Origin of the sequence: Streptomyces sp. NPDC012835, assembly GCF_042900885.1 — a bacterium.
GTDB lineage: Bacteria > Actinomycetota > Actinomycetes > Streptomycetales > Streptomycetaceae > Streptomyces.
In genome coordinates this window covers 934,915-954,201 of the sequence record NZ_JBIBBW010000002.1, presented here as the reverse complement: position 1 = coordinate 954,201, position 19,287 = coordinate 934,915, and the positions used below count along the sequence as shown (strand labels likewise).

The following is a 19,287-nucleotide window of genomic DNA, read 5'->3' as shown; positions in this document are numbered from 1 at the left end:
CCCCGGACCCGGACCCGGAGACCCCGGACCCGGACCCGGAGACCCCGGCCCCGGACCCGGAAGAAGGCATCCGCGTCAGGAGGCGCTGAGCCCCGCCAGCTCCCGCGCCAGGGTCTCCACCGGCTGGAAGGTCACACCGAGCAGCGCCACGTGCTTCCAGTGGAGGGCGCCGTCAGGGCCGATCAGGAACACCGACCGGCGCACCCCGATCCCCCGCGCGGCGATCCCGAACGCCTGCGCGACGGACCGGTCGGTGTCGGCGAGCAGCGGAATCCGCAGATCGTACTTACGGGCGAACGCCTCATGGCTGTCGACATCCTGCGGACTGATGCCCCACACCTCCGCCCCGAGGTCGGTGAAGGTCTCCAGACCGCTGGAGTACGAGCACAGCTGCTTGGTGCAGACGCTGGTGTCGTCGCCGGGGTAGAACGCGAGGACGAGGGGGTGCCCCCGCCGTTCCGACAGGCGGTAATCCCGCCGTACGAAGCTGTCGCCGTCGAGGACACCGCCCGGCAGGGTGAAGTCCGCCACCGGCCGGCCGAGGTCGGGTGAAGCTGCCACAGGTCACTCCCAAGCTGCGAGGAACATAAGGGCGGAACGCGAGGAACGTACAGGCAACGTACGGGGAGCCGGCGCGCCGCTCCCCGGCGGGTACGCGGGACGGGGCCGGACGCGGACATACGGCAGGCACCCGTCCGGCCGCGCCGCCGGCTGCCCGCCCCCACTCCGCGCCCGCCTGACGGCACAATGGGGACCATGTCCATACCCAGCCGCGCCGCCCTCGTCGACCACCTCGTCCGTACCCGAATCGCGGGGAACGTCGCCACACCGCGCGACAACAACCTCTCCCACTACCGCAAGCTCGCCAACGGCGACCGCCATTACTGGCTCGGCCTTGAGCTGGGGGACCGCTGGACCGACGAGCAGGACGTGCTCGCCGTGATGGCCGAACGGTGCGGCGTGAACGACGACCCGGAGCACCGGTCCGGGCAGGACACCATCGATCCCGAGCTGACCGTGAACGCGCTGGAGCGGATGGCCGGCAGGCTGCGGAAGGCGGCCTCGGGCCGGGAGCGCGTGCTGTTCGCGACCGGCCACCCGGGCGGTCTGCTCGATGTCCACCGGCAGACGGCGGACGCCCTGCGCGCGGCCGGGTGCGAGATCGTCCGCATCCCCGGCGGGCTCGTCGCGGACGAGGGCATGGTCTTCCAGTTCGCCGATGTGGCGATGCTGGAGCGGGGCGCGACGCTCTGGCACACCCACTCGCCCGAGCCGATGCGCGCCATCCTGGACGGTCTGGAGCGCGACGGCAGACCGCGCCCCGATCTGGTGGTCGCCGACCACGGCTGGGCGGGGTGCGCGGGCCAGCGCGGGGTCGACTCCATCGGTTACGCGGACTGCAACGACCCCGCCCTGTTCCTGGCGGAGGCCGAGGGCACGCTCCAGGTGACGGTCCCGCTGGACGACCACGTGACGGACCCGCGCTTCTACGACCCGATGACCGCGTACCTGCTGAACGAGGCCGGTCTGATCTGAGCCACACCGCTTCGCGTCTGAGTCACGCCGCTTCGCGCGGGGGCGCGCACCCCCGCGCGCGTCACGGTCCGTTTCCGTCACCGCGAGCCCTCCCGTCGTCGCGAGGTCCGTTTCCGTCACCGCGAGCCCTCCCGTCCGCGTCGATCGGTTCAGTCACGCGGTACCCGGATCACGCCCTCCTGGATGACGGAGATCGCCAGGCTGCCGTCCCGCGTGTAGATCCGCGCCTGGCCCAGCCCCCGACCGCCGTGGGACGACGGTGACGTCTGGTCGTACAGCAGCCACTCGTCCGCCCGGAACGGCCGGTGGAACCACATCGCGTGGTCCAGACTCGCGCCCACCACGTCCCCGGTCACCCAGCCGCCCCTGCCGTGCGCCAGCAGCACCGGATCGAGCAGCGTCATGTCGGAGACATAGGTCGCCAGGCAGACGTGCAGCAGGGGATCGTCGGTCAGCTTCCCGGCCGTGCGGAACCACACCTGCGAACGCGGCTCGCGCGGCGTTCCCACGCTTCCGTACGGCGGGCTGTCCACGTACCGCAGATCGACCGCCGCCCGCGCCTCCAGCAGCCGGTCCGCGGCCTCCTGGTCCATGAACCCGGCGGCATGGGACGGCAGCAGCGTCTCCGCGGCCGTCGGCAGCGTCTCCGGGTCCGGCGCCGGCGGCATCGGCGACTGGTGCTCCAGACCCTCCTCGTACGTGTGGAACGACGCCGAGAGATGGAAAATGGGCTGCCCGTGCTGGATCGCGACGACCCGGCGCGAGCTGAAGGAACGGCCGTCCCTGATCCGGTCCACCGTGTAGACGATCGGCGCGCCGACGTCGCCCGTTCTGAGGAAGTACGCGTGCAGGGAGTGCGCCGTACGGTCGGCCGGGACCGTACGGCCCGCCGCCACCAGCGCCTGGGCGGCGACCTGGCCGCCGAAGACGCGCGGTATGACCGCGAGGCGGCTCAGGCCGCGGAAGATGTCCTCCTCGATCCGCTCCAGGTCGAGCAGATCGAGGAGGTCCTCAAGGGCGTCCGGTCTGTCGTCGGGGGACATGACCGGTGCTTACAGTCCCATCGACTTGGCGATGATCATCTTCATGACCTCGCTGGTGCCGCCGTAGATCCGGTTGACCCGGTTGTCCGCGTACAGCCGGGCGATCGGGTACTCGTTCATGTAGCCGTAGCCGCCGTGCAGCTGGAGGCACTTGTCGATGACGCGGTGCGCGACCTCGGTGGTGAACAGCTTCGTGGAGGCGGCCTCGGCGGCCGTCAGCTCGCCCAGGTCGTGCGCCTCCAGCGCGCGGTCCACGACGGCCTCCGCCGCGTCCACCTCGGCCTTGCAGGCGGCCAGTTCGAACTTGGTGTTCTGGAAGGACGCGACGCTCTGCCCGAAGACGGTCCGCTCCGTCACATACGCCTGCGCGAACCTGACCGCCGCCGCGGCCTGCGCGTACGCGCCCATGGCGATGCCGAGGCGTTCCTGCGGCAGGTTCTGGCCCAGGTACGAGAAGCCCTTGTTCTCCTCACCGAGCAGGTCCCCGACCGGGACCTTGACATCGGTGAAGGACAGCTCGGCGGTGTCGGAGGTCCGCAGCCCCAGCTTGTCGAGCTTGCGCCCGACCGCGTACCCCTCCGCCTTCGTGTCCACGACCAGCAGGGATATGCCGAAGCGGCGGTCCTCGGGGGTCGGCGCTGCGGTACGGGCACAGACGATCACGCGGTCCGCGTGGACACCGCCGGTGATGAACGTCTTCGCGCCGTTCAGCACGTAGTGCGTACCGTCCTCGGAGAGCTTGGCGGTGGTCTTCATCCCGGCCAGATCCGACCCGGTGCCCGGCTCGGTCATGGCGATCGCGTACATCGTGCGGCCACTGACGAAGTCCGGCAGCCAGCGCTTCTTCTGCGCCTCGGTGGCGTACGCCTTCAGATAGGGCAGGCAGAGCGCGACATGGACGCCCGAGCCACCGAAGGAGACGCCCGCGCGTGCGGTCTCCTCGGAGATGATCGCCTGGAACTTGAAGGACTCCTCGCCGGCGCCGCCGTACTCCTCGGGCACCTCGATACCGAAGACGCCCAGCTCACCAAGGGTCAGATAGAAGTCACGGGGCGCCTGGCCCGCCGCGTACCACTCGTCGTAGACGGGGACGACCTTCGCCTCGATGAAGGCGCGGATGGTCTCGCGGAACGCCTCATGATCCTCGTTGTACACGGTACGGCGCACTGGAAGGGCCTCCTTTGCGGCTAACCCGCCGCCGCTCTCGCGTAGGTGGTTGCTCGCCGTCGGGGTTGCTCAGTTGATGGCTGAGGTTGCGGATCTAAGCGCTTGCTCAGTCAAAGTTACCCAGGGGTTCGGCCGAGTGTCCAGGGTCCGCAGGGCGCTGGGCGGTCGTACGCGTCACAGCGCGCGCCGACCAGCATGCCGTGCGGCCGGACCCAACGTCACCGGTTCCCGTGGTCCTCGACCAGGTGGGAGATGAGCGGGAGCGGCACGTCGGCCCGGTGCCGGTCCCGGCGCTGGTCGCGCAGGGCTGCGTCGAGTGCCCGCGCAGACGGGCCAGGGCGCCGGGCTCCCCGTCCTCCACCTCGTAGATCACCGGTCGGGCGGTCAGGTCCGGGCTCTCGGTGAGCGGCCGGCGCGTGGCAAGGGCCGGCGGGTCGGGGTCGGGGAGTATCGCAGTTACCGTCGACGCGGGGGGTGATGTGCGGCGGACTGTCTGCCGTCGTGGCGAACCGGCCACCGGCGAACGGCATTCTGCTGATGATTCTTTCCTCCGCTCGCCCTTGAAAGGTCGCCTGGCTCTTTGAATTCTGGATCGATTAAGCAACCTTCATCTCAAGCTGGGTGTTCCATTTCGGCTCCACGTCTGCCAAGAGCTACAGTGAGCCTGCGGGAGCGGTGGGTCGATCCCCGCGATTCTGCCCGTTGATCTCCGATTGCGAACCCGCCGGAGGTCCAGCGGGAACCACTCAAAATCTATCCATCTCGATCTACTGTTCTGAGCCAGGGAAGGATTCGGGATTTCCGCGCGAGGTCAGGATCACTCGCGCCCTGCACGATCTTTGGGTCAGAAGTTCTCGGGCGCGTGAATCGCGCTCGCATTTCATCTCTCATCTCATGCCTCGGATCCCCGAAGCTTTCGTGCCATATCAACGTCCTTCTGTAGTCCGCTGAGCCGAGGTGGCTCCCGGCTTGCGTCGAGCACGACTGCGTGCAACCGGTCTCCGACCAGAGGTGGCGAGATGCTCTCGTCCCACCAGGAGGGATGCTTCACCTGGTCGATGAATCCGGTCTCGCCGTCGGCTTCCACCCGTGCCCCCACCGGGGCGACCGCGACCACGATAACGTCGACTTCCTGATGATTTTGGAACGGCATTAAGGTCCTCCGAATATGGAAATCCAGCTGCGATTTTTGGTTAGCTCGTTGAATCGGCTAAGCTTCTCCAAGGGGATTTCGAACTCCGGGCGTGCGGCCCCATTGGGGCCGTTGTAATCATGAATCTTCGCATGTTTTTAGAATTCCTTCAGGAGTAACAGGAGAGGAGATGCGAGTCCAGGTAACTCGGACTCGTCCTCATGTAGTGGAAATGGGTTTCGGATGTCGCCGAGTGGATTTGATTCGGCGACCGGTTTCTTTGGCTTCCTTGTTATTTGGGAAATATTCGTCCGCTACCACAGAAACTCCGGCAACAGCCGTCTCGGCTCAGTCATGGCTCGGAAGAGAGCCTCCGCGTGCCCCGTCCAGGCGGGTGCCGGTCATCACGGTCCCTTCGGTCTTCGCTGAAATCAGCACGGCAGAGCGCAGATCTGAGTTCGACAGATCGGCGTCTGTGAGATCGGCAGCGATCAGCCGGGCGCGGCGGAGCGAAGCGCCGCGGAGGATCGCCCGGTCAAGGCGTGCGCGTGACAGTACGCAGTCGTCGGCCTGGGCACCGCTGAGATCGCTCGCCGTGAAGACGGCCAGGCCCGCGCTCGCCCGCGTCAGAAACGCACCCACGAGTTTCGCCCCACTCAGGTCCGCGCCCGTCAGCGAGGCGTCGGACAGGTCGGACTCGCTCAAGAGGCATCCACTCAGATCCGCGTAGCTCAGGTATGCGCCTTTCAGCTGCACCCCTCTGAGATCGGCCCCAGGCAGCGAGATTCCCCCCAGATCGTTCTCGGTGCCCCAGGGGGCTGACCATTCCCGCAATATGCCGCGCCAGTTTCCACCGTCTTCCAGGGCTTCACGGATTGCCGCGAGAACGGATGCATTCTCCGGCCGGTTCCACCGATTGCGCAGTTCCGTGGCGTGGTCGTGTTCTTCCGGCGAGGTAGTCATCGCGTGTACGGGTCCATTTCTGCCTGACTAGAGGTTCGCTTGGGCTTTCTCAACGTTGGCCGATCTGATGAAGGAATCCCTTGACGCGGTCCAGGTGATAGACGGTCTCATCGTGTTTCTTCAAGAGAACTTCAAGACCTCGTTCTGATATTCCGTCTGGAAGACGTTCCATTTCCTTCCACAATATTCGACGCGTCTTTTCGAGCCCTTGCTTCGCCTGGGTCAGGTCCGCGACGTGGTCGTAGGGCGTCCCGTCGGCCCTGCGCGCCACTACCTCGCCCGCCGACTCTCGTCTGGCAGCGGAGTAGTGATTGTGGTTCGGGTCGGAGTTGATGCGCCCGATCGGATCCGCCTTGATGTTCTCCAGCTTGTTGATCGCATTCAGTGCTTCGTCGCTGAGGCCCAAGCCACGGTAGGGAGAGAGGCCCAGCGGGTCGCACCACGTCAGCGGGTTGTGGACGTACGCGGCCGGGTTCGGGGCCGGGGCGAGGCCCAGGGGGTCCGGGGTGAGGTAGCGGGCCGTTTCGGGGTCGTAGTGGCGGTGGTGGTTGTAGTGGAGGCCGGTCTCGGGATCGTAGTACTGGCCGGGGAAGCGGAGCGGGGTGTACGCGCTGCTCGTTCTGGCCCAGGTGGTGGTGCCCCAGAGAGTGGCGCGGGTGTGCCAGGCGAGGGTGCCGGCTTCGTCGATGAGTTCGGTGGGGGTGCCGATGAGGTCGGTGGCGATGGCGAAGAAGCGTTCGTCGATCGCGTCCTGTGAGGCGTCCGGGGCGAGGATGCGTTCCGTCTGGGTGAGGGGGCGTAGTCCCTGGTGGTCCCAGGTGAGGGCGATGGGGTGGGGGAGGGCGGCAGAGGTGGTGGTCTGTTCGCAGAGGGTGGTGCCGTCCCAGGTGAAGCGGGTTTCCTCCACGACGGTCCGGCCGTCGTCGGCCAGGCGTTGTTTGGCGGTGCGGCGGCCGAGGGGGTCGTAGCGGTACTGCCATCGCGTGCCGTCGGGGGTGGTGACGGCGGTGAGGCGGTCCTCGGCGTCCCATTCGTAGCGCCAGGTGTCGGGTTTGCGGGAGAGCCGGGTCTTCTGGCGCAGGGTGATGCGGCCGGCGGCGTCGTGTTCGTAACGGACCGCGCCGGCGCGGGTGATGGTGGTGCCGGTGTAGGCGCGGGGGCCGGTCGCCTCGTGGCCCGGGTGGGAGGAGGGCCAGGACGCCGAGGTCTGGTTTCCGGCCGCGTCGTACGCGTACGTCTCCGTCCAGTCGGCCGCGGTGACGGTGGTGACCCGGCCTGCCTCGTCCAGGCCGAAGCGGTGCGCGCCGCGCAGGGTGTCGTCCAGGGCGGTGAGATGGCCGTCGGCGCGATAGGCGTAGGAACGGGCGCTGATCACCTCGCCACCGGTGACCGCGCGCTGCGTCGACAGCCGGCCCGCCTCGTCCCACGCCGACGTGAGGGTCAGGGTGTCGCCGAAAGCGCGTTCCAGTTCGCGGCCGGCGGCGTCGTGGGTGAAGGCGACGCGATGGTCGCCGCTGGTCAGGTGGGTGGGCCGGCCGGCCGCGTCGTAGACGTAGGCGGTGTGCCGGCCGGTGGGGGTGGTGCGGCGGGTGCGGCGGCCCAGCGCGTCGTACGCGTAGGTGGTGGCGCGTCCGTCGGCGAGTTCCGTTTTGACGTGGCCGCGCCGGTCGTACTGGTAGGTCAGCTCGCCGTCCGGGCCGGTGGCCTGGACCATCCGCCCGGCCCGGTCGTAGGAGTACGTGGTCACCCGGCCCGCCGCGTCCTTGCGGATCACCCGGCCGCGCGGGTCGTGCGCGTAGGCGACGGTCTCCCCGAGCGGGGTGACCTGGGCCGTGAGCTGCCCGGCCGGGTCGACGGTGTAGCCGACCGTCCGCCGGTCGAAGTCGGTCTCGGAGATCAGCCGGCCGGCCGCGTCGTAGGTGTACGACCAGGTCAGGCCCCCCGGGGCGGTGACCCGCTTCAGGCGCAGTTCCGCGTCGTGCGTGAACTCGTAGCGGGCGCCGTCCGGGCCGGTGCGGGACGTGAGCAGATCGAAGTGGGTGTATGCGAAACGGGTGGTGCCGCCGATGGGATCGGTGTGGGTGAGGCGGTTGCCCTCGCCGTCGTAGGTCCAGGACTCGGCCGCGCCGTCGGGGCCGGTGCGCCGGGCGAGTTCACCGTCGGCGCTCCACTCCAGGGTGGTGACGGCCCCCAGCGGGTCCGTCACGCGTACGGGACGGCCCGCGGCGTCGCGCTCGTAGCGGGTGGTGCCGCCGAGGGGATCGGTGATGTCCAGCGGGAGCCCGGCCGGGTCGCAGCGCACCCTCGTCACGTTCCCCAGCGCGTCGGTGACCGAGGTGATCCGGCCGCCCGAGTCGTACGCGTACCGGGTGGTATGACCGGCCTGGTCGGTGTGCGCGGTCCGGTTGCCGCGCTCGTCGTACTCCTGGTGGTGGGTTCCGTCCGGTCCGGTGAGCCGGGTCACCCGGCCCCATGGGTCGCGTACGGCGCGCAGTTCGCTGCCGTCGGGGTGGGTGACGCCGGCGAGCCTGCCGTCCCCGTCGTACGTGAGGGCGGTGGTGCGGCCGAGCGGGTCGGTGCGGCTCAGCTGATTGCCGTGCGCGTCGTAGGTGAAGCGGGTGGTGTGGCCGAGCGGGTCGGTGGTGGCCAGGACCTGGCACCTGTCGTCGATCAGGTGGTGGGTGACGTGGCCGGCCGCGGTGGTGAGGGTGGTGACGCGATGGCCGGTGGTGGGCTCGGGCTCGCTGTAGGCCAGGGTGAGCTGGAAGTGGCCCGCCTCGCCGCCTTCGGCGACGACCCGGTCCCGGTCGTCGTACGCGTAGTCGTAGCGGCTGTTGTTGGAGTCGGTCCAGCCGGTGACGCGGCGGCGCTCGTCGTAAGCGAAGGTGAGGGTGGCGCCGGAGGGTTTGGTGACGGCCGTCAGGTCGCCGTCCGTGTAGCCGTACGTCATGAGCGGCGTGGGCGGGTCGTCGGCCGCCCTCCCCGTGAGCGCGAGTTCCGTGACGCGCCCCTCGGCCGTGGATACGCGCAGGTGGTGACCGGCCGAGTGGACGAGGGCCCGGGGCGTGCCGTCGTCGGAGCGGTCGACGGTGATGATGTGGCCGTTGCGGTCGCCGGTCTGGACGAGCCAGGCGTCCCCGTCGTCGCCGGGTTCGGTGCCGGGCGGGGCGGCGAAGTGGCGTATCAGGCCCGTGTCGGGGTCGGTGACGCTGTAGTCGCCGTTCTCCTCGCGGGCCAGCAGGTTCCGCGAGGTGCCGCCGAGCGCGCGGGTCGGTGCGCCGGGGACGGGGTGCGGATACGTGAGCAGCAGGCCGTCGTCGGTGACGTGGACGATCCCGACCGGGTCGATCTCCAGCCGCTCGTCGACGGTGGAGGTCCACGACGGTCCGAAGAACCGGCCCACGGCGCAGCCGGATTCCGTACGCCGGGTGAAGACCAGCGGCAGCACGCCGGGCAGCGCCACATCGGTCTGCGGCAGGTACATCCGTCCTGAGGCCAGGTCCACCGGGTCGGTGCCCTGGCTGGTGCGCTTCGGGTCCGGGCGCTCGTGGGTGCCCTTCGGTGACTCGTCGGCCAGTTTGCGGGCCCTTCTCGCGTCGGTGGCCAGCTCCGCGGCCTCCTTCGCGACCCGGGCGCCCTTGACGCCCGCGCCCGCGCCTCCGGTGGCGGCGGTCATGACGAGGTCGGGGACCATACGGCCGAACCCCTCGGCGGGGTCCTTCATGAAGTCGGTGACCATCTGCTTGCCCGCGCCGTACGGGTCGTTGGCGACCTGGAGCAGCCCGGCGGCGGTGTTGTTCAGGTTGAGGGCGAACTCCGCGGGGTGGGTGAGGTTGTACGGGTCCATGGGGTTGACGCCGCGGGCGAAGGTGAGCAGCCCGGCGGTGCCCTTGACGATGCCGCCGCCGAAGTGGGTCTTCATCACCTCGTACTCGGTCATACCGTCCGACGCCTGCTCCGCGTACGAGGGCTTCGGCGGCGCCGCGTCCCGGGCGGCCCGTACCGCGCCGCGGGCCGTCTCGGCGGCGGTGTCGCGCTGGCGCCGGGCCTCCTTGAGGATGTCCCGCGCCTCCTCCACCTGGGCCTTGCCGGGGTCCTTGAACTCGCCCGGGTAGGGCGGCAGGGTGGCCGGGTCCTGCTGATCGGCGGGGAGCGCGTTGTAGCGTTCGGCCGCCTTCCGGTACGTGTCCGCCTTCTGGTTGTAGGTGGTCCGCGCCTCCTCGGACGCCTTCACCCCTGCCTTGTACGTGTCGATCGCGGTCTGCGCCTGGCCCTGGGCCCACTCGACGGTCCCGGCGAACTCCTCCAGCGCGCCGGCGGCCTTCTCGCAGGCGTCCGCGCCCTTGAACCACTTCGGCGGCTCGATCGACACCGTCTCGCGGAACGCGTCCGCCGCCTGCCCCTTGACGGCGGACGAGTCCAGCCCCTTCAGACCGCGGCCGACATCGTCGAGGGCTTTCTGGAAGTCCTTCAGCCGGGTCGCGGTCGCGCGGAGCGTGGCGGCGCTTCCGTAGACGAGTTTGGTCCTGTCCTCCGTCTGGCCGAGGTCCATCTCCTCGACCTCGGCGCCCATCCGGTTGGCGACGGAACGGGACCGCTCCCGCATCCAGTCGGAGCCGGAGTCCCAGCCGACGTCCTTCATCCGGTCGGCGGTCCAGTTCCCGACGCCCTCGACCCGGTCGCCGGCCCACTCGGTCGCGCCCTCCACCGCGTCCTCGACGACATCGGGGGTGATGTCGTGCAGGAAGTCGCCGATGCCCATGGATTCAGTTCCCCCCGCTGCCGTCGCCCGGCTGCTGTTCCTGCTGCCGGGAGCGTTCCTCCGGTGACGGACCGAACGTGCTGTCCACGGCCCGGTCGTAGTCCGCCTCGTCCACACCGATCAGGCTGCTGATCACACTGGCAGGCTGACCGACGGTGCCCTCGGTCGCGAGCGCCCGCCCGGTGTCCTTCCAGGTTTGTCCCGCCTCGTCCGCCGTCCGCTCGAACGATTCCTCGCTGTAGTCGGGGTTCAGGTAGTCAGGGGTGAAGACGTCGCCCCAGCTCTGCTCCGTGACCTCGTCCTCGGAGGCGTACGGGTTGCCGACGGCCGCGTTCACCGCGACCTTCATCGTGCCCTGGACGTACCGGTCCTCCTCCCAGATGATCCCGGCGGCCAGCCCCAGCTTCTCCGCGATGGTGTTGGCGTCCTGCACCAGGGCCCGTACGCCCCACTCCCAGCGCTCGCAGTAGTCCTCGAAGTCGACGGACAGACCGTGGTGTCCGGCCTCCATCCCCGTGATCGACAGGCCCGAGAACCCCTTGCCCAGCACCGAACCGGTCCCGGTGCCGACCTCGCCCAGCTCGGCCACGATCGCCCGCAGTCCGCTGGTGATCAGCTGGACGCTCTCCGCGCCGACGTTCAGGTCCTCCGCGCCACCGCCGGTCATCAGGCACGCTCCTGTCGCGGTACGACCGTACGGGCAGTCGCTACGTCCACCGCGTCCACGGCGACCGCGTCGGGCACGATCCCCACCACGGGCGGGAACAACATCGATCCGTCCGCGTCCGCGACATTGATCGCCACCCCGCCCGGCACCCCCATCGCCGGCACGATCTCGTCCAGCAGCCGTGCCCCGCGCAGCTCCGCGAACTCCCAGGCTCTGCCGGTGTCGCGCCCGTCCCCGGTGTCCCGTGCCCTCGCGAACCTGGCGAGCGCGGCCTCGTCCGTGAACCCGAAGACCCACCGGACCCCGCCCGACTCGCCCGTCCGCAGCCCGCCGCCGTCGAGCGGCACCAGCACCAGCGCCCGCCGCAACTCACCCACCAGCGCACGCGGATCACCCCAGCCGGCCCGGCGCTCGGCTATCCGCGCGGCAAGCGCCGTTCCGGCAGACGCCGACCCGCCGGACGTTGATCCATCATGTATTGATCCGCCCCGCATCGATCCGTCAGGCGTTGATCCGTCCCGCGTTGATCCGGCACGCATCGAGTCGTCGGACATGAGGCCCCCCGTCGCTGAACAACGAGGGATCAGGCTACTGGTGGTGCCCGCAGGGCGGAGGAGGGGCTGTCACCGAGTCGCTCGCACCGACCGTCACGACTGCCGCAGCGCGAACCACAGCTCCATCCGTACGTCCGCGTCGTCCAGATCCGCGTCCAGCAGGGCGGCGCAGCGGGCGACGCGCTGGCGGACCGTGTTGCGGTGGACGGACAGGGCCACGGCCGTACGGTCCCAGCCGCCGTGCAGGGAGAGCCACGTCCGCAGGGTCTCGACCAGCGCGGGGGAGCCGCCGGGGCCGGTGAGCGGGGCCAGGCGCGCGCGGGCGTGCGCGGCGGCCTCGTCGGGGGCGAACAGGCCCGCGAAGCCCGCCTCTTGATGGCGTACGAGCGGGGTACGGGTCGCCTCGGCGCGGCCGAGCGCACGCCGCGCGCGGGTGTCGGCGGTGGCGAGGCCGGCCGGGTCGGCCGCGTCGACCGGATCGCTGACGCCGAGGGTCCAGCCCGTCCTGGCGGTGACCTCGCGGTCGGTGAGAATCCGGACCGTATCGCCGTCGTTGTCGACCAGCGCGCTCCCCAGCGACGCCGCCAGCGCCCCCGCCGCGAAGGGGGTGTCACCGCCGCGCGCGTGGACGACCGTCCAGGGGCCGGGGCCGAGCAGGGGCGCGGCCTCGGCGGGCGAGTCGCCCAGCAGCAGCCGTACGAGCGCCGCCGAGCGGCCGGCCTCCGCCGCGCTCTGGTGGGGTGCGGTGAGCAGGGACAGCAGGACGACGGCGACGCCGGTGATGGTGTGGTCGCCGGCCTGCCGGGCCTCGGCGGCCACCCCGAGGACCAGCCCCTGGCCGCCCCCGAGCGCGTAGGCGGTCAGGTGCGCGCGGTCGGCGGTGTCGGTCGCGGAAGTGGGGCCGCTCGCGGAGGTGGGGCCCGTCCCGGAGGCGAGCCCCACCTCCGGGACGGGCCCGGCGGCCGGCGGCGAGCCGGTGTGGGCGGCGCGGCCGGGGCTCGTGCGCACCACCCGGGCCAGCCGGGCGAGCGCCGTGCGGGCGCCGGGCGACGGGACGCGGCCCGTCGCGTGCAGCTCCGCGCCGTCCGGGGCGAACAAGACCGCCCTGCCGTTCAGCCGTACCGCCAGCTGCCGCAGAACAGCCGGTACGGGATCGGGGCGGGCGGCGGCCGACGCCAGGCCCTGCTGGGCGTCCGTCACCCGGCGCAGCTCACGGTGGCGCGCCTCCGCCATCAGCCGCCACACCCCGCGCGCGACCGCCGTGAACCGCGTGCGGGGCGGCACCTCCAGCAGCGGCAGGCCGTGCCGGTCGCACGCCTCGATCAGCGCCGCCGGCACCGTGTCGTACACCGGCGTCACCCCGAAGCCCAGCGCGGCGGCGCCCGCCTCGACCACCCGCGCCGTGTACGCGTCCGCGTAGCCGTCGGTGAGCTGCACACCGGCCGTGAGCAGCAGCTCGCCGCCGAGCAGATACGGATACGGGTCGGTCATCTCCGAGGTGTGCACCCAGTGCACGGCCCGCGATCCGGCGTCGTCCGGACCGGCGATCCGGCGCAGTCCCAGCTCGCGGTCGGCGAGGAGGGCGGCCAGCGGGACCGGCGGGGTGGGCGGGGAGGCGAGAGGCTCCGGCATGGATATTCCATCCATCGACGGCGGGAAGTTTGGAGGAAACGTACACTTCAGCGCCGCTTTCCGGCCACCTACCGTCATGTCCCACACATCAGTGGGGGCGAGCGGAGACGGAGGAAGCCCATGGCTGTCGATTACGCGGTGATCGTCGTCTACCTGGCGGGCATGCTGGCCATGGGCTGGTGGGGCATGCGCCGGGCCAAGTCCAAGAGCGAGTTCCTCGTCGCGGGCCGCCGCCTCGGGCCCGGAATGTACTCCGGCACCATGGCGGCGATCGTCCTGGGCGGCGCCTCCACCATCGGCGGGGTGGGGCTCGGCTACAAGTACGGCCTCTCCGGCGCCTGGATGGTCTTCACCATCGGCCTCGGACTGCTCGCCCTCTCGGTCTTCTTCTCCGCGCGGATCGCCCGGCTGAAGGTGTACACCGTCTCCGAGATGCTCGACCTGCGCTACGGCGGCCGGGCAGGCGTCATCTCGGGCGTGGTCATGTGGGCGTACACGCTGATGCTCGCGGTGACCTCGACCATCGCGTACGCCACGATCTTCGACGTGCTGTTCGACCTGAACCGGACCGTCGCGATCGTCCTGGGCGGCGCGATCGTCGTCGCCTACTCGACGCTCGGCGGCATGTGGTCGATCACGCTCACGGACATGGTCCAGTTCGTCGTCAAGACCATCGGCGTACTGCTGCTCCTGCTGCCTATCGCGGTGGTCAAGGCGGGCGGCTTTGGTGAGATGCGGGCCAAGCTCCCGACGGAGTACTTCGCGCCGTTCGGCATCGGCGGCGAGACCATCTTTACCTATGTGCTCATCTACACCTTCGGGATGCTGATCGGACAGGACATCTGGCAGCGGGTGTTCACCGCGCGCGGGGACAAGGTCGCGCGCTGGGGCGGCACCGTCGCCGGTACGTACTGTCTGGTGTACGCGCTGGCCGGAGCGGTGATCGGGACGGCCGCGAAGGTGCTCTACCCGAATCTGGCCAGCCAGGACGACGCGTTCGCGACCATCGTCAAGGACGAACTGCCCATGGGCGTCCGGGGGCTGGTGCTGGCCGCCGCCCTGGCGGCGGTGATGTCGACCTCGTCCGGCGCGCTGATCGCCTGCGCGACCGTCGCCAACAACGACATCTGGTCGCGGCTGCGGGGAGCGGGGCGGAAGAGGGGAGGCGGAGGCGCGACGGGGACAGCGGGCGGAGGCGCGACGGGGACAGCGGGCGGAGGCGGGACGGGGACAGCGGGCGGAGGCGGGACGGGGACAGCGGGCGAAGGCGCGACAGGAGAGGACGACGCCCGTGACGACGCCCGTGACGAGGTTCGGGGCAACCGCGTCTTCATCCTCGTCATGGGCATCGGGGTCGTCGTCATCGCCATCGCGCTGAACAACGTCGTCGAGGCGCTGACCGTCGCGTACAACCTCCTGGTCGGCGGGCTGCTCGTACCGATCCTCGGCGGGCTGCTCTGGAGGCGCGGCACGGTGTACGGCGCGCTCTGCGCGGTGGTCGTCGGCGGGGTGACGGTCGTCGCGCTGATGGCCGGTTACGGGATTCTCGCCAACCAGCCCATCTACTACGGGCTGCTGTCCTCCCTGGCCGCCTATCTGATCGTGAGCCTGGCGACGAAGCCCACGGACGAGGCCGTGCTCGCCGAGTGGCGCCGTCGGCTGGCCGGGGAGGGGCACGACGAGGACGCGGGCGACGAGGACGCGGGCGACAAGGGGGAGGGCGACGAAGGGAAGGGCGGCAAGGGGGAGGGTGGCCCGCCCGTTGTCAGTGGGCTGGTCCATTCTTGACAGAGCGACCCCAATCCATGCGGAACGGCGTGGACATCCACAAAACAGTGCAGGACCACAGCGCGGTGCGGAGCCGCACAGGCGATACCCGGAGAGGCCCGACGATGAGCAGCAACGGACACGACACCACGGACAGCCGCCCGCGCGGCCCCGTCGACTCCTCCCGTGTCCCCAGGTACGCGGGGCCCGCCACGTTCGCCCGGCTGCCCCGGCTCGACGAGGTGGGCCGCGCCGATGTCGCCGTCGTCGGCGTCCCCTTCGACTCCGGGGTCTCCTACCGCCCCGGCGCCCGCTTCGGCGGGAACGCGATCCGTGAGGCGTCGCGGCTGCTGCGCCCGTACAACCCGGCTCAGGACGCCTCGCCCTTCGCGCTCGCGCAGGTCGCGGACGCGGGCGACATAGCGGCGAACCCGTTCCACATCGACGAGGCCGTCGACACCATCGAGGCGGCGGCCGACGAGCTGCTCGGGACCGGCGCCCGGCTGATGACCCTCGGCGGCGACCACACCATCGCGCTTCCGCTGCTGCGTTCGGTCGCGAAACGGCACGGACCGGTCGCGCTGCTCCACTTCGACGCCCATCTGGACACCTGGGACACCTACTTCGGCGCCGAGTACACCCATGGCACCCCGTTCCGCCGAGCCGTCGAGGAGGGCATCCTCGACACGGAGGCCCTGTCCCACGTGGGCACACGCGGCCCGCTCTACGGGAAGCGGGACCTGGACGACGACGCGAAGATGGGCTTCGGCATCGTCACCTCGGCGGACGTCATGCGCCGGGGAGTGGACGAGGTGGCCGACCAGCTGCGGCAGCGCATCGGGGACCGTCCGCTGTACATCTCCATCGACATCGACGTGCTGGACCCGGCGCACGCGCCCGGCACCGGCACCCCCGAGGCCGGCGGGCTGACCTCGCGCGAGCTGCTGGAGATCCTTCGGGGGCTGGCCTCCTGCCACCTCGTCTCGGCCGACCTCGTGGAGGTCGCGCCCGCCTACGACCACGCGGAGATCACCTCGGTCGCCGCCTCCCACACGGCGTACGAGCTGACGACGATCATGTCCCGTCAGATCGCGGCCGGCCGCGAGGGCGGCGCCGGAAGGACAGGGGCGTAATGCACGACCACGAGACTCCGCCCTTCACCCCCGAACAGACCGCGGCCGCCCTCAACCCTCCGCCCGGCCGGACCGGCGGGGACCTCGTCGTCGAGACGCTCTACGGCCTCGGCGCCACCACCGTCTTCGGGCTGCCGGGACAGCACGCGCTCGGCATGTTCGACGCGCTGCGCCGCTCGTCCCTCGACTACGTCGGTCTGCGCGTCGAGAACAACGCGGGCTTCGCCGCCGACGCGTACGGCCGGGTCACCGGCGAGGTCGCCCCGCTGCTGCTCTCCACCGGCCCCGGCGCGCTCACCGCGCTCGCCGCGCTCCAGGAGTCGGCGGCGGCCTCGGCCCCCGTCCTCGCCGTCTCCAGCCAGGTGCCGTCGGCCGGGCTCGGCGGCGGACGCCACGGCTACCTGCACGAACTCCGCGACCAGCAGGCGTCCTTCCGCGACATCGTCAAGTCCGTCCACCCGGTCCGTACCGCCTCGCAGATCCCGTCCGCGATCGCCGCCGCCTGGGAGTCCGCGCTCACCGCCCCGCACGGCCCGGTCTGGGTGGAGATCCCGCAGGACGTGCTGCTCGCCGAGACCTCGCTGCCGCCCGTCACCGCGATGGACGCCACCCCGCGTGACCTGCGGCCCCGGCCCGAGCTGACCGCCGTCGCCGCGCACGCCCTGTCGCACGCCGGGCGTCCGGTGATCATCGCGGGCGGCGGGGTCGTACGGTCCGACGCGGCCGGCAAGCTCCGCGCGCTCGCCGAGAAGCTGGACGCGCCGGTCGTCACCACCTTCGGTGGCAAGGGCGCCTTCCCCTGGGACCACCCGCTGTCGCTCCGGTCCTGGCTGGAGGACCGGCACACCACCGACTTCCTGGAGGACGCCGACGTCCTGCTGGTGGTCGGCTCCGGTCTGGGTGAACTCTCCTCGAACTACCACACCTTCCGCCCGCGCGGCCGGGTGATCCAGATCGAGGCGGACCTCGGCAAGCTGGAGTCCAACCATCCCGCGCTCGGTATCCACGCCGACGCCAGGAACGCGCTGTCCGCGCTGCTGGAGGCGGTCGAGGAGCGGCACGACCCGGCCGCCGCGGCGGCCGTCCGTACGGTGCTGGCGAAGGTACGGGAGCGGATCGCGGCCCAGGACCTCGCGCTGGAGCAGCGGGTGCTCGCCTCGGTCCGCGAGGCGCTGCCCGCCGCGTCCCCCAGCTTCTGGGACATGACGATCCTCGCCTACTGGGCCTGGTCGGCCTGGCCGGGTCCGATGCACTCCGGCCAGGGCGCCGGTGGCCTCGGCTACGCCTTCCCGGCGGCGCTCGGCGCCGCCGCCGCCGACCGGACCAGGCCCGTACTCGCCGTCTCGGGCGACGGCGGGGCGATGTACTCGATCGCGGAGCTGGCCACCGCCCGTCAGTACGCCCTGCCGGTCACCTGGCTGATCGTGGACGACGGCGGTTACGGCATCCTGCGCGAGTACATGACCGACGCCTTCGGCGAGTCCTCCGCCGCCGAGGCCACCGAGCTGGCCCGTCCGGACTTCGTGGCCCTCGCCGAGTCCTTCGGCGTCCCGGCGGTCCGTACGACACCGGAGGGCCTGCGCGAGGACCTCGCCAGGGCGCTGGCGGAGCCAGGACCCTCGGTCGTGGTGCTGCCGGCCCTGCTCAAGATGTTCGCTCCGACACATCTGCTCCGGCACGGCTGACACGTCTGCTCCGAAACGGCCGACACGTCTGCTCCGGCACGGCGGATACGTCTGCTCCGAAACGGCCGACACGTCTGCTCCGATACACCTGACCGGGGCCGCCCCTGCCCGGCGCCGGCCCGAGCGGTGCCGGGCGGCGTGCGGGTGCCGGGTTTTTTTACCTGTCCGGCTCTGTGTCCGGCGCCATACAACCTTTCACCCCTCCCCATGCATCATGTCTGGCGAGTGCGCCGCCAGGAGCGCACAGCCGTGCCCGTAGCGGCAGACGTAGCAGGGGCGGGACTTCTTCATGACTCACCACCGAATACCCCGGCGTGCCCGGGGCGTCCTCTCGGCTGCCCTCACCGGCGCCGTCCTCGTACCGCTGTTCGCGGCGGCGGCACCGGCCTCGGCGGCGGCCCCGGCCGTGGTCTGCACCTCGGACAAGGCGGGACTGGCCGCCAAGCTGTCCAAGGACGTCACCGCCGCGCTCAAGGGCCGGAAGAGCACCACCGCGCTCTCCCTCCACGACCGCACGACCGGCACGCGCTGCACGCTGCGCGCCACCCAGCGCTACGACTCGGCGAGTGTGGTCAAGGTCACCGTCCTCGGGACGCTGCTCTGGGACGCGCAGAAGACGAAGCGCGCTCTCACGGCACGTGAGAAGAGGCTGGTCACGGCGATGATCACCAAGTCGGACAACGACTCGACCACGGCGCTCTGGAAGCAGCTGGGTCTCACCAAGGTCAAGGGCTTCCTCAAGGCCGCGAAGATGACCCGGACCGTCCCCGGTGCCGACGGCTACTGGGGGCTGACCCAGATCACCGCCGACGACGAGAAGCGGCTGCTCGACCTGGTGACCGCCAAGAACGCCGTCCTGACCGACGCGTCGCGCGCGTACATGCTGGACCGGATGAACAAGGTCGTCGCCGCCCAGCGCTGGGGCGTCCCGGCCGGCGCCCCCACGAGCGCCAAGGTCCACCTCAAGAACGGCTGGCTCCAGCGCTCCACCCACGGCTGGCGCGTGCACAGCATCGGCGCGTTCACCGGCAAGGGCCACGACTACACGCTCTCCGTGCTCACCCATGACAACAAGACGATGAACGACGGCGTCAACACCATCCAGGCCGTCGCCAAGGCGATCCACAAGGACCTCAACCCGACCGCCGCCAAGACCACCGCCACGGTCCCCGTCGCGCCGTCGGCCACGTACGAGTCCATGCCGGCCACCCCGGAGCGGCCCGCTCGGTAAGCCCCCCGGCGCCCG

13 protein-coding genes are annotated in these 19,287 nt (G+C 70.8%); 5 read left to right on the top strand and 8 right to left on the bottom strand.

Annotation, left to right across the window (positions count from 1 at the left end; genetic code table 11):
- Positions 1 to 75: 75 nt before the first annotated feature.
- Entirely contained in the window at positions 76 to 561 is a 486-nt protein-coding gene (locus ACFY6S_RS11605) for a peroxiredoxin (RefSeq protein ID WP_388825422.1), read from the bottom strand.
- Between the two features lie 195 nt (positions 562 to 756).
- Here ACFY6S_RS11605 and ACFY6S_RS11600 point away from each other — a divergent pair, with 195 nt between their 5' ends.
- Positions 757 to 1,536 carry a phosphatase gene (locus tag ACFY6S_RS11600; protein ID WP_388825425.1) on the top strand — a complete coding sequence of 260 codons (780 nt, stop codon included), beginning with the start codon at positions 757 to 759 and terminating at the stop codon, positions 1,534 to 1,536.
- 149 nt (positions 1,537 to 1,685) lie between these two features.
- Here the strand turns inward: ACFY6S_RS11600 and ACFY6S_RS11595 are convergent, their stop codons facing one another.
- From ACFY6S_RS11595 to ACFY6S_RS11565, 7 genes are all read right to left on the bottom strand, one after another.
- Positions 1,686 to 2,579 (bottom strand): acyl-CoA thioesterase, encoded by an 894-nt coding sequence (locus tag ACFY6S_RS11595; protein ID WP_388825428.1) that lies wholly within the window; start codon positions 2,577 to 2,579, stop codon positions 1,686 to 1,688.
- A gap of 9 nt (positions 2,580 to 2,588) precedes the next feature.
- The gene (locus ACFY6S_RS11590) at positions 2,589 to 3,746 is read right to left on the bottom strand and encodes an acyl-CoA dehydrogenase family protein (RefSeq protein ID WP_388825431.1); all 1,158 of its coding nucleotides are present in this window, start codon (positions 3,744 to 3,746) and stop codon (positions 2,589 to 2,591) included.
- 1,480 nt (positions 3,747 to 5,226) lie between these two features.
- A complete protein-coding gene (locus tag ACFY6S_RS11585) occupies positions 5,227 to 5,841 on the bottom strand; it encodes a pentapeptide repeat-containing protein (protein WP_388825434.1) in 615 nt (204 codons plus the stop codon).
- Positions 5,842 to 5,890: 49 nt separating this feature from the next.
- On the bottom strand, positions 5,891 to 10,603 hold the full coding sequence (locus tag ACFY6S_RS11580) for a putative T7SS-secreted protein (protein WP_388825436.1): 4,713 nt from the start codon (positions 10,601 to 10,603) through the stop codon (positions 5,891 to 5,893).
- A 4-nt stretch (positions 10,604 to 10,607) separates the two neighbouring features.
- Positions 10,608 to 11,270 carry a hypothetical protein gene (locus ACFY6S_RS11575; protein WP_388825439.1) on the bottom strand — a complete coding sequence of 221 codons (663 nt, stop codon included), beginning with the start codon at positions 11,268 to 11,270 and terminating at the stop codon, positions 10,608 to 10,610.
- A complete protein-coding gene (locus ACFY6S_RS11570) occupies positions 11,270 to 11,764 on the bottom strand; it encodes a hypothetical protein (RefSeq protein ID WP_388825443.1) in 495 nt (164 codons plus the stop codon). Before ACFY6S_RS11570 ends, ACFY6S_RS11575 begins: the two co-directional genes overlap by 1 nt.
- A 153-nt stretch (positions 11,765 to 11,917) precedes the next feature.
- Positions 11,918 to 13,456, bottom strand: coding sequence for a PucR family transcriptional regulator ligand-binding domain-containing protein (locus ACFY6S_RS11565; protein WP_388825446.1), 1,539 nt, complete (start codon positions 13,454 to 13,456; stop codon positions 11,918 to 11,920).
- Between the two features lie 120 nt (positions 13,457 to 13,576).
- Here ACFY6S_RS11565 and ACFY6S_RS11560 point away from each other — a divergent pair, with 120 nt between their 5' ends.
- From ACFY6S_RS11560 to ACFY6S_RS11545, 4 genes are all read left to right on the top strand, one after another.
- Positions 13,577 to 15,244 (top strand): sodium:solute symporter, encoded by a 1,668-nt coding sequence (locus ACFY6S_RS11560; protein WP_388825449.1) that lies wholly within the window; start codon positions 13,577 to 13,579, stop codon positions 15,242 to 15,244.
- A gap of 104 nt (positions 15,245 to 15,348) precedes the next feature.
- Positions 15,349 to 16,356: an agmatinase gene (speB, locus tag ACFY6S_RS11555; RefSeq protein WP_388825452.1), complete on the top strand. Its 1,008-nt coding sequence runs from the start codon at positions 15,349 to 15,351 to the stop codon at positions 16,354 to 16,356.
- Positions 16,356 to 18,041 carry a thiamine pyrophosphate-binding protein gene (locus tag ACFY6S_RS11550; protein WP_388825455.1) on the top strand — a complete coding sequence of 562 codons (1,686 nt, stop codon included), beginning with the start codon at positions 16,356 to 16,358 and terminating at the stop codon, positions 18,039 to 18,041. The genes speB and ACFY6S_RS11550 overlap by 1 nt, the downstream gene beginning before the upstream one ends.
- Before the next feature lie 289 nt (positions 18,042 to 18,330).
- The gene (locus tag ACFY6S_RS11545; RefSeq protein WP_388825458.1) at positions 18,331 to 19,272 is read left to right on the top strand and encodes a serine hydrolase; all 942 of its coding nucleotides are present in this window, start codon (positions 18,331 to 18,333) and stop codon (positions 19,270 to 19,272) included.
- The last annotated feature ends 15 nt before the right edge of the window (positions 19,273 to 19,287 follow it).

What these genes read in the sequence shown, in the direction of transcription:
- ACFY6S_RS11545 (WP_388825458.1), top strand. Translation starts at nt 18,331, where the DNA reads ATGACTCACCACCGAATACCCCGGCGTGCCCGGGGCGTCCTCTCGGCT.
- ACFY6S_RS11560 (WP_388825449.1), top strand. Translation starts at nt 13,577, where the DNA reads ATGGCTGTCGATTACGCGGTGATCGTCGTCTACCTGGCGGGCATGCTG.
- ACFY6S_RS11600 (WP_388825425.1), top strand. Translation starts at nt 757, where the DNA reads ATGTCCATACCCAGCCGCGCCGCCCTCGTCGACCACCTCGTCCGTACC.
- ACFY6S_RS11550 (WP_388825455.1), top strand. Translation starts at nt 16,356, where the DNA reads ATGCACGACCACGAGACTCCGCCCTTCACCCCCGAACAGACCGCGGCC.
- ACFY6S_RS11595 (WP_388825428.1), bottom strand. Translation starts at nt 2,579, where the DNA reads ATGTCCCCCGACGACAGACCGGACGCCCTTGAGGACCTCCTCGATCTG.
- ACFY6S_RS11565 (WP_388825446.1), bottom strand. Translation starts at nt 13,456, where the DNA reads ATGCCGGAGCCTCTCGCCTCCCCGCCCACCCCGCCGGTCCCGCTGGCC.
- ACFY6S_RS11575 (WP_388825439.1), bottom strand. Translation starts at nt 11,270, where the DNA reads ATGACCGGCGGTGGCGCGGAGGACCTGAACGTCGGCGCGGAGAGCGTC.
- ACFY6S_RS11585 (WP_388825434.1), bottom strand. Translation starts at nt 5,841, where the DNA reads ATGACTACCTCGCCGGAAGAACACGACCACGCCACGGAACTGCGCAAT.
- ACFY6S_RS11570 (WP_388825443.1), bottom strand. Translation starts at nt 11,764, where the DNA reads ATGCGGGGCGGATCAATACATGATGGATCAACGTCCGGCGGGTCGGCG.
- speB (WP_388825452.1), top strand. Translation starts at nt 15,349, where the DNA reads ATGAGCAGCAACGGACACGACACCACGGACAGCCGCCCGCGCGGCCCC.
- ACFY6S_RS11580 (WP_388825436.1), bottom strand. Translation starts at nt 10,603, where the DNA reads ATGGGCATCGGCGACTTCCTGCACGACATCACCCCCGATGTCGTCGAG.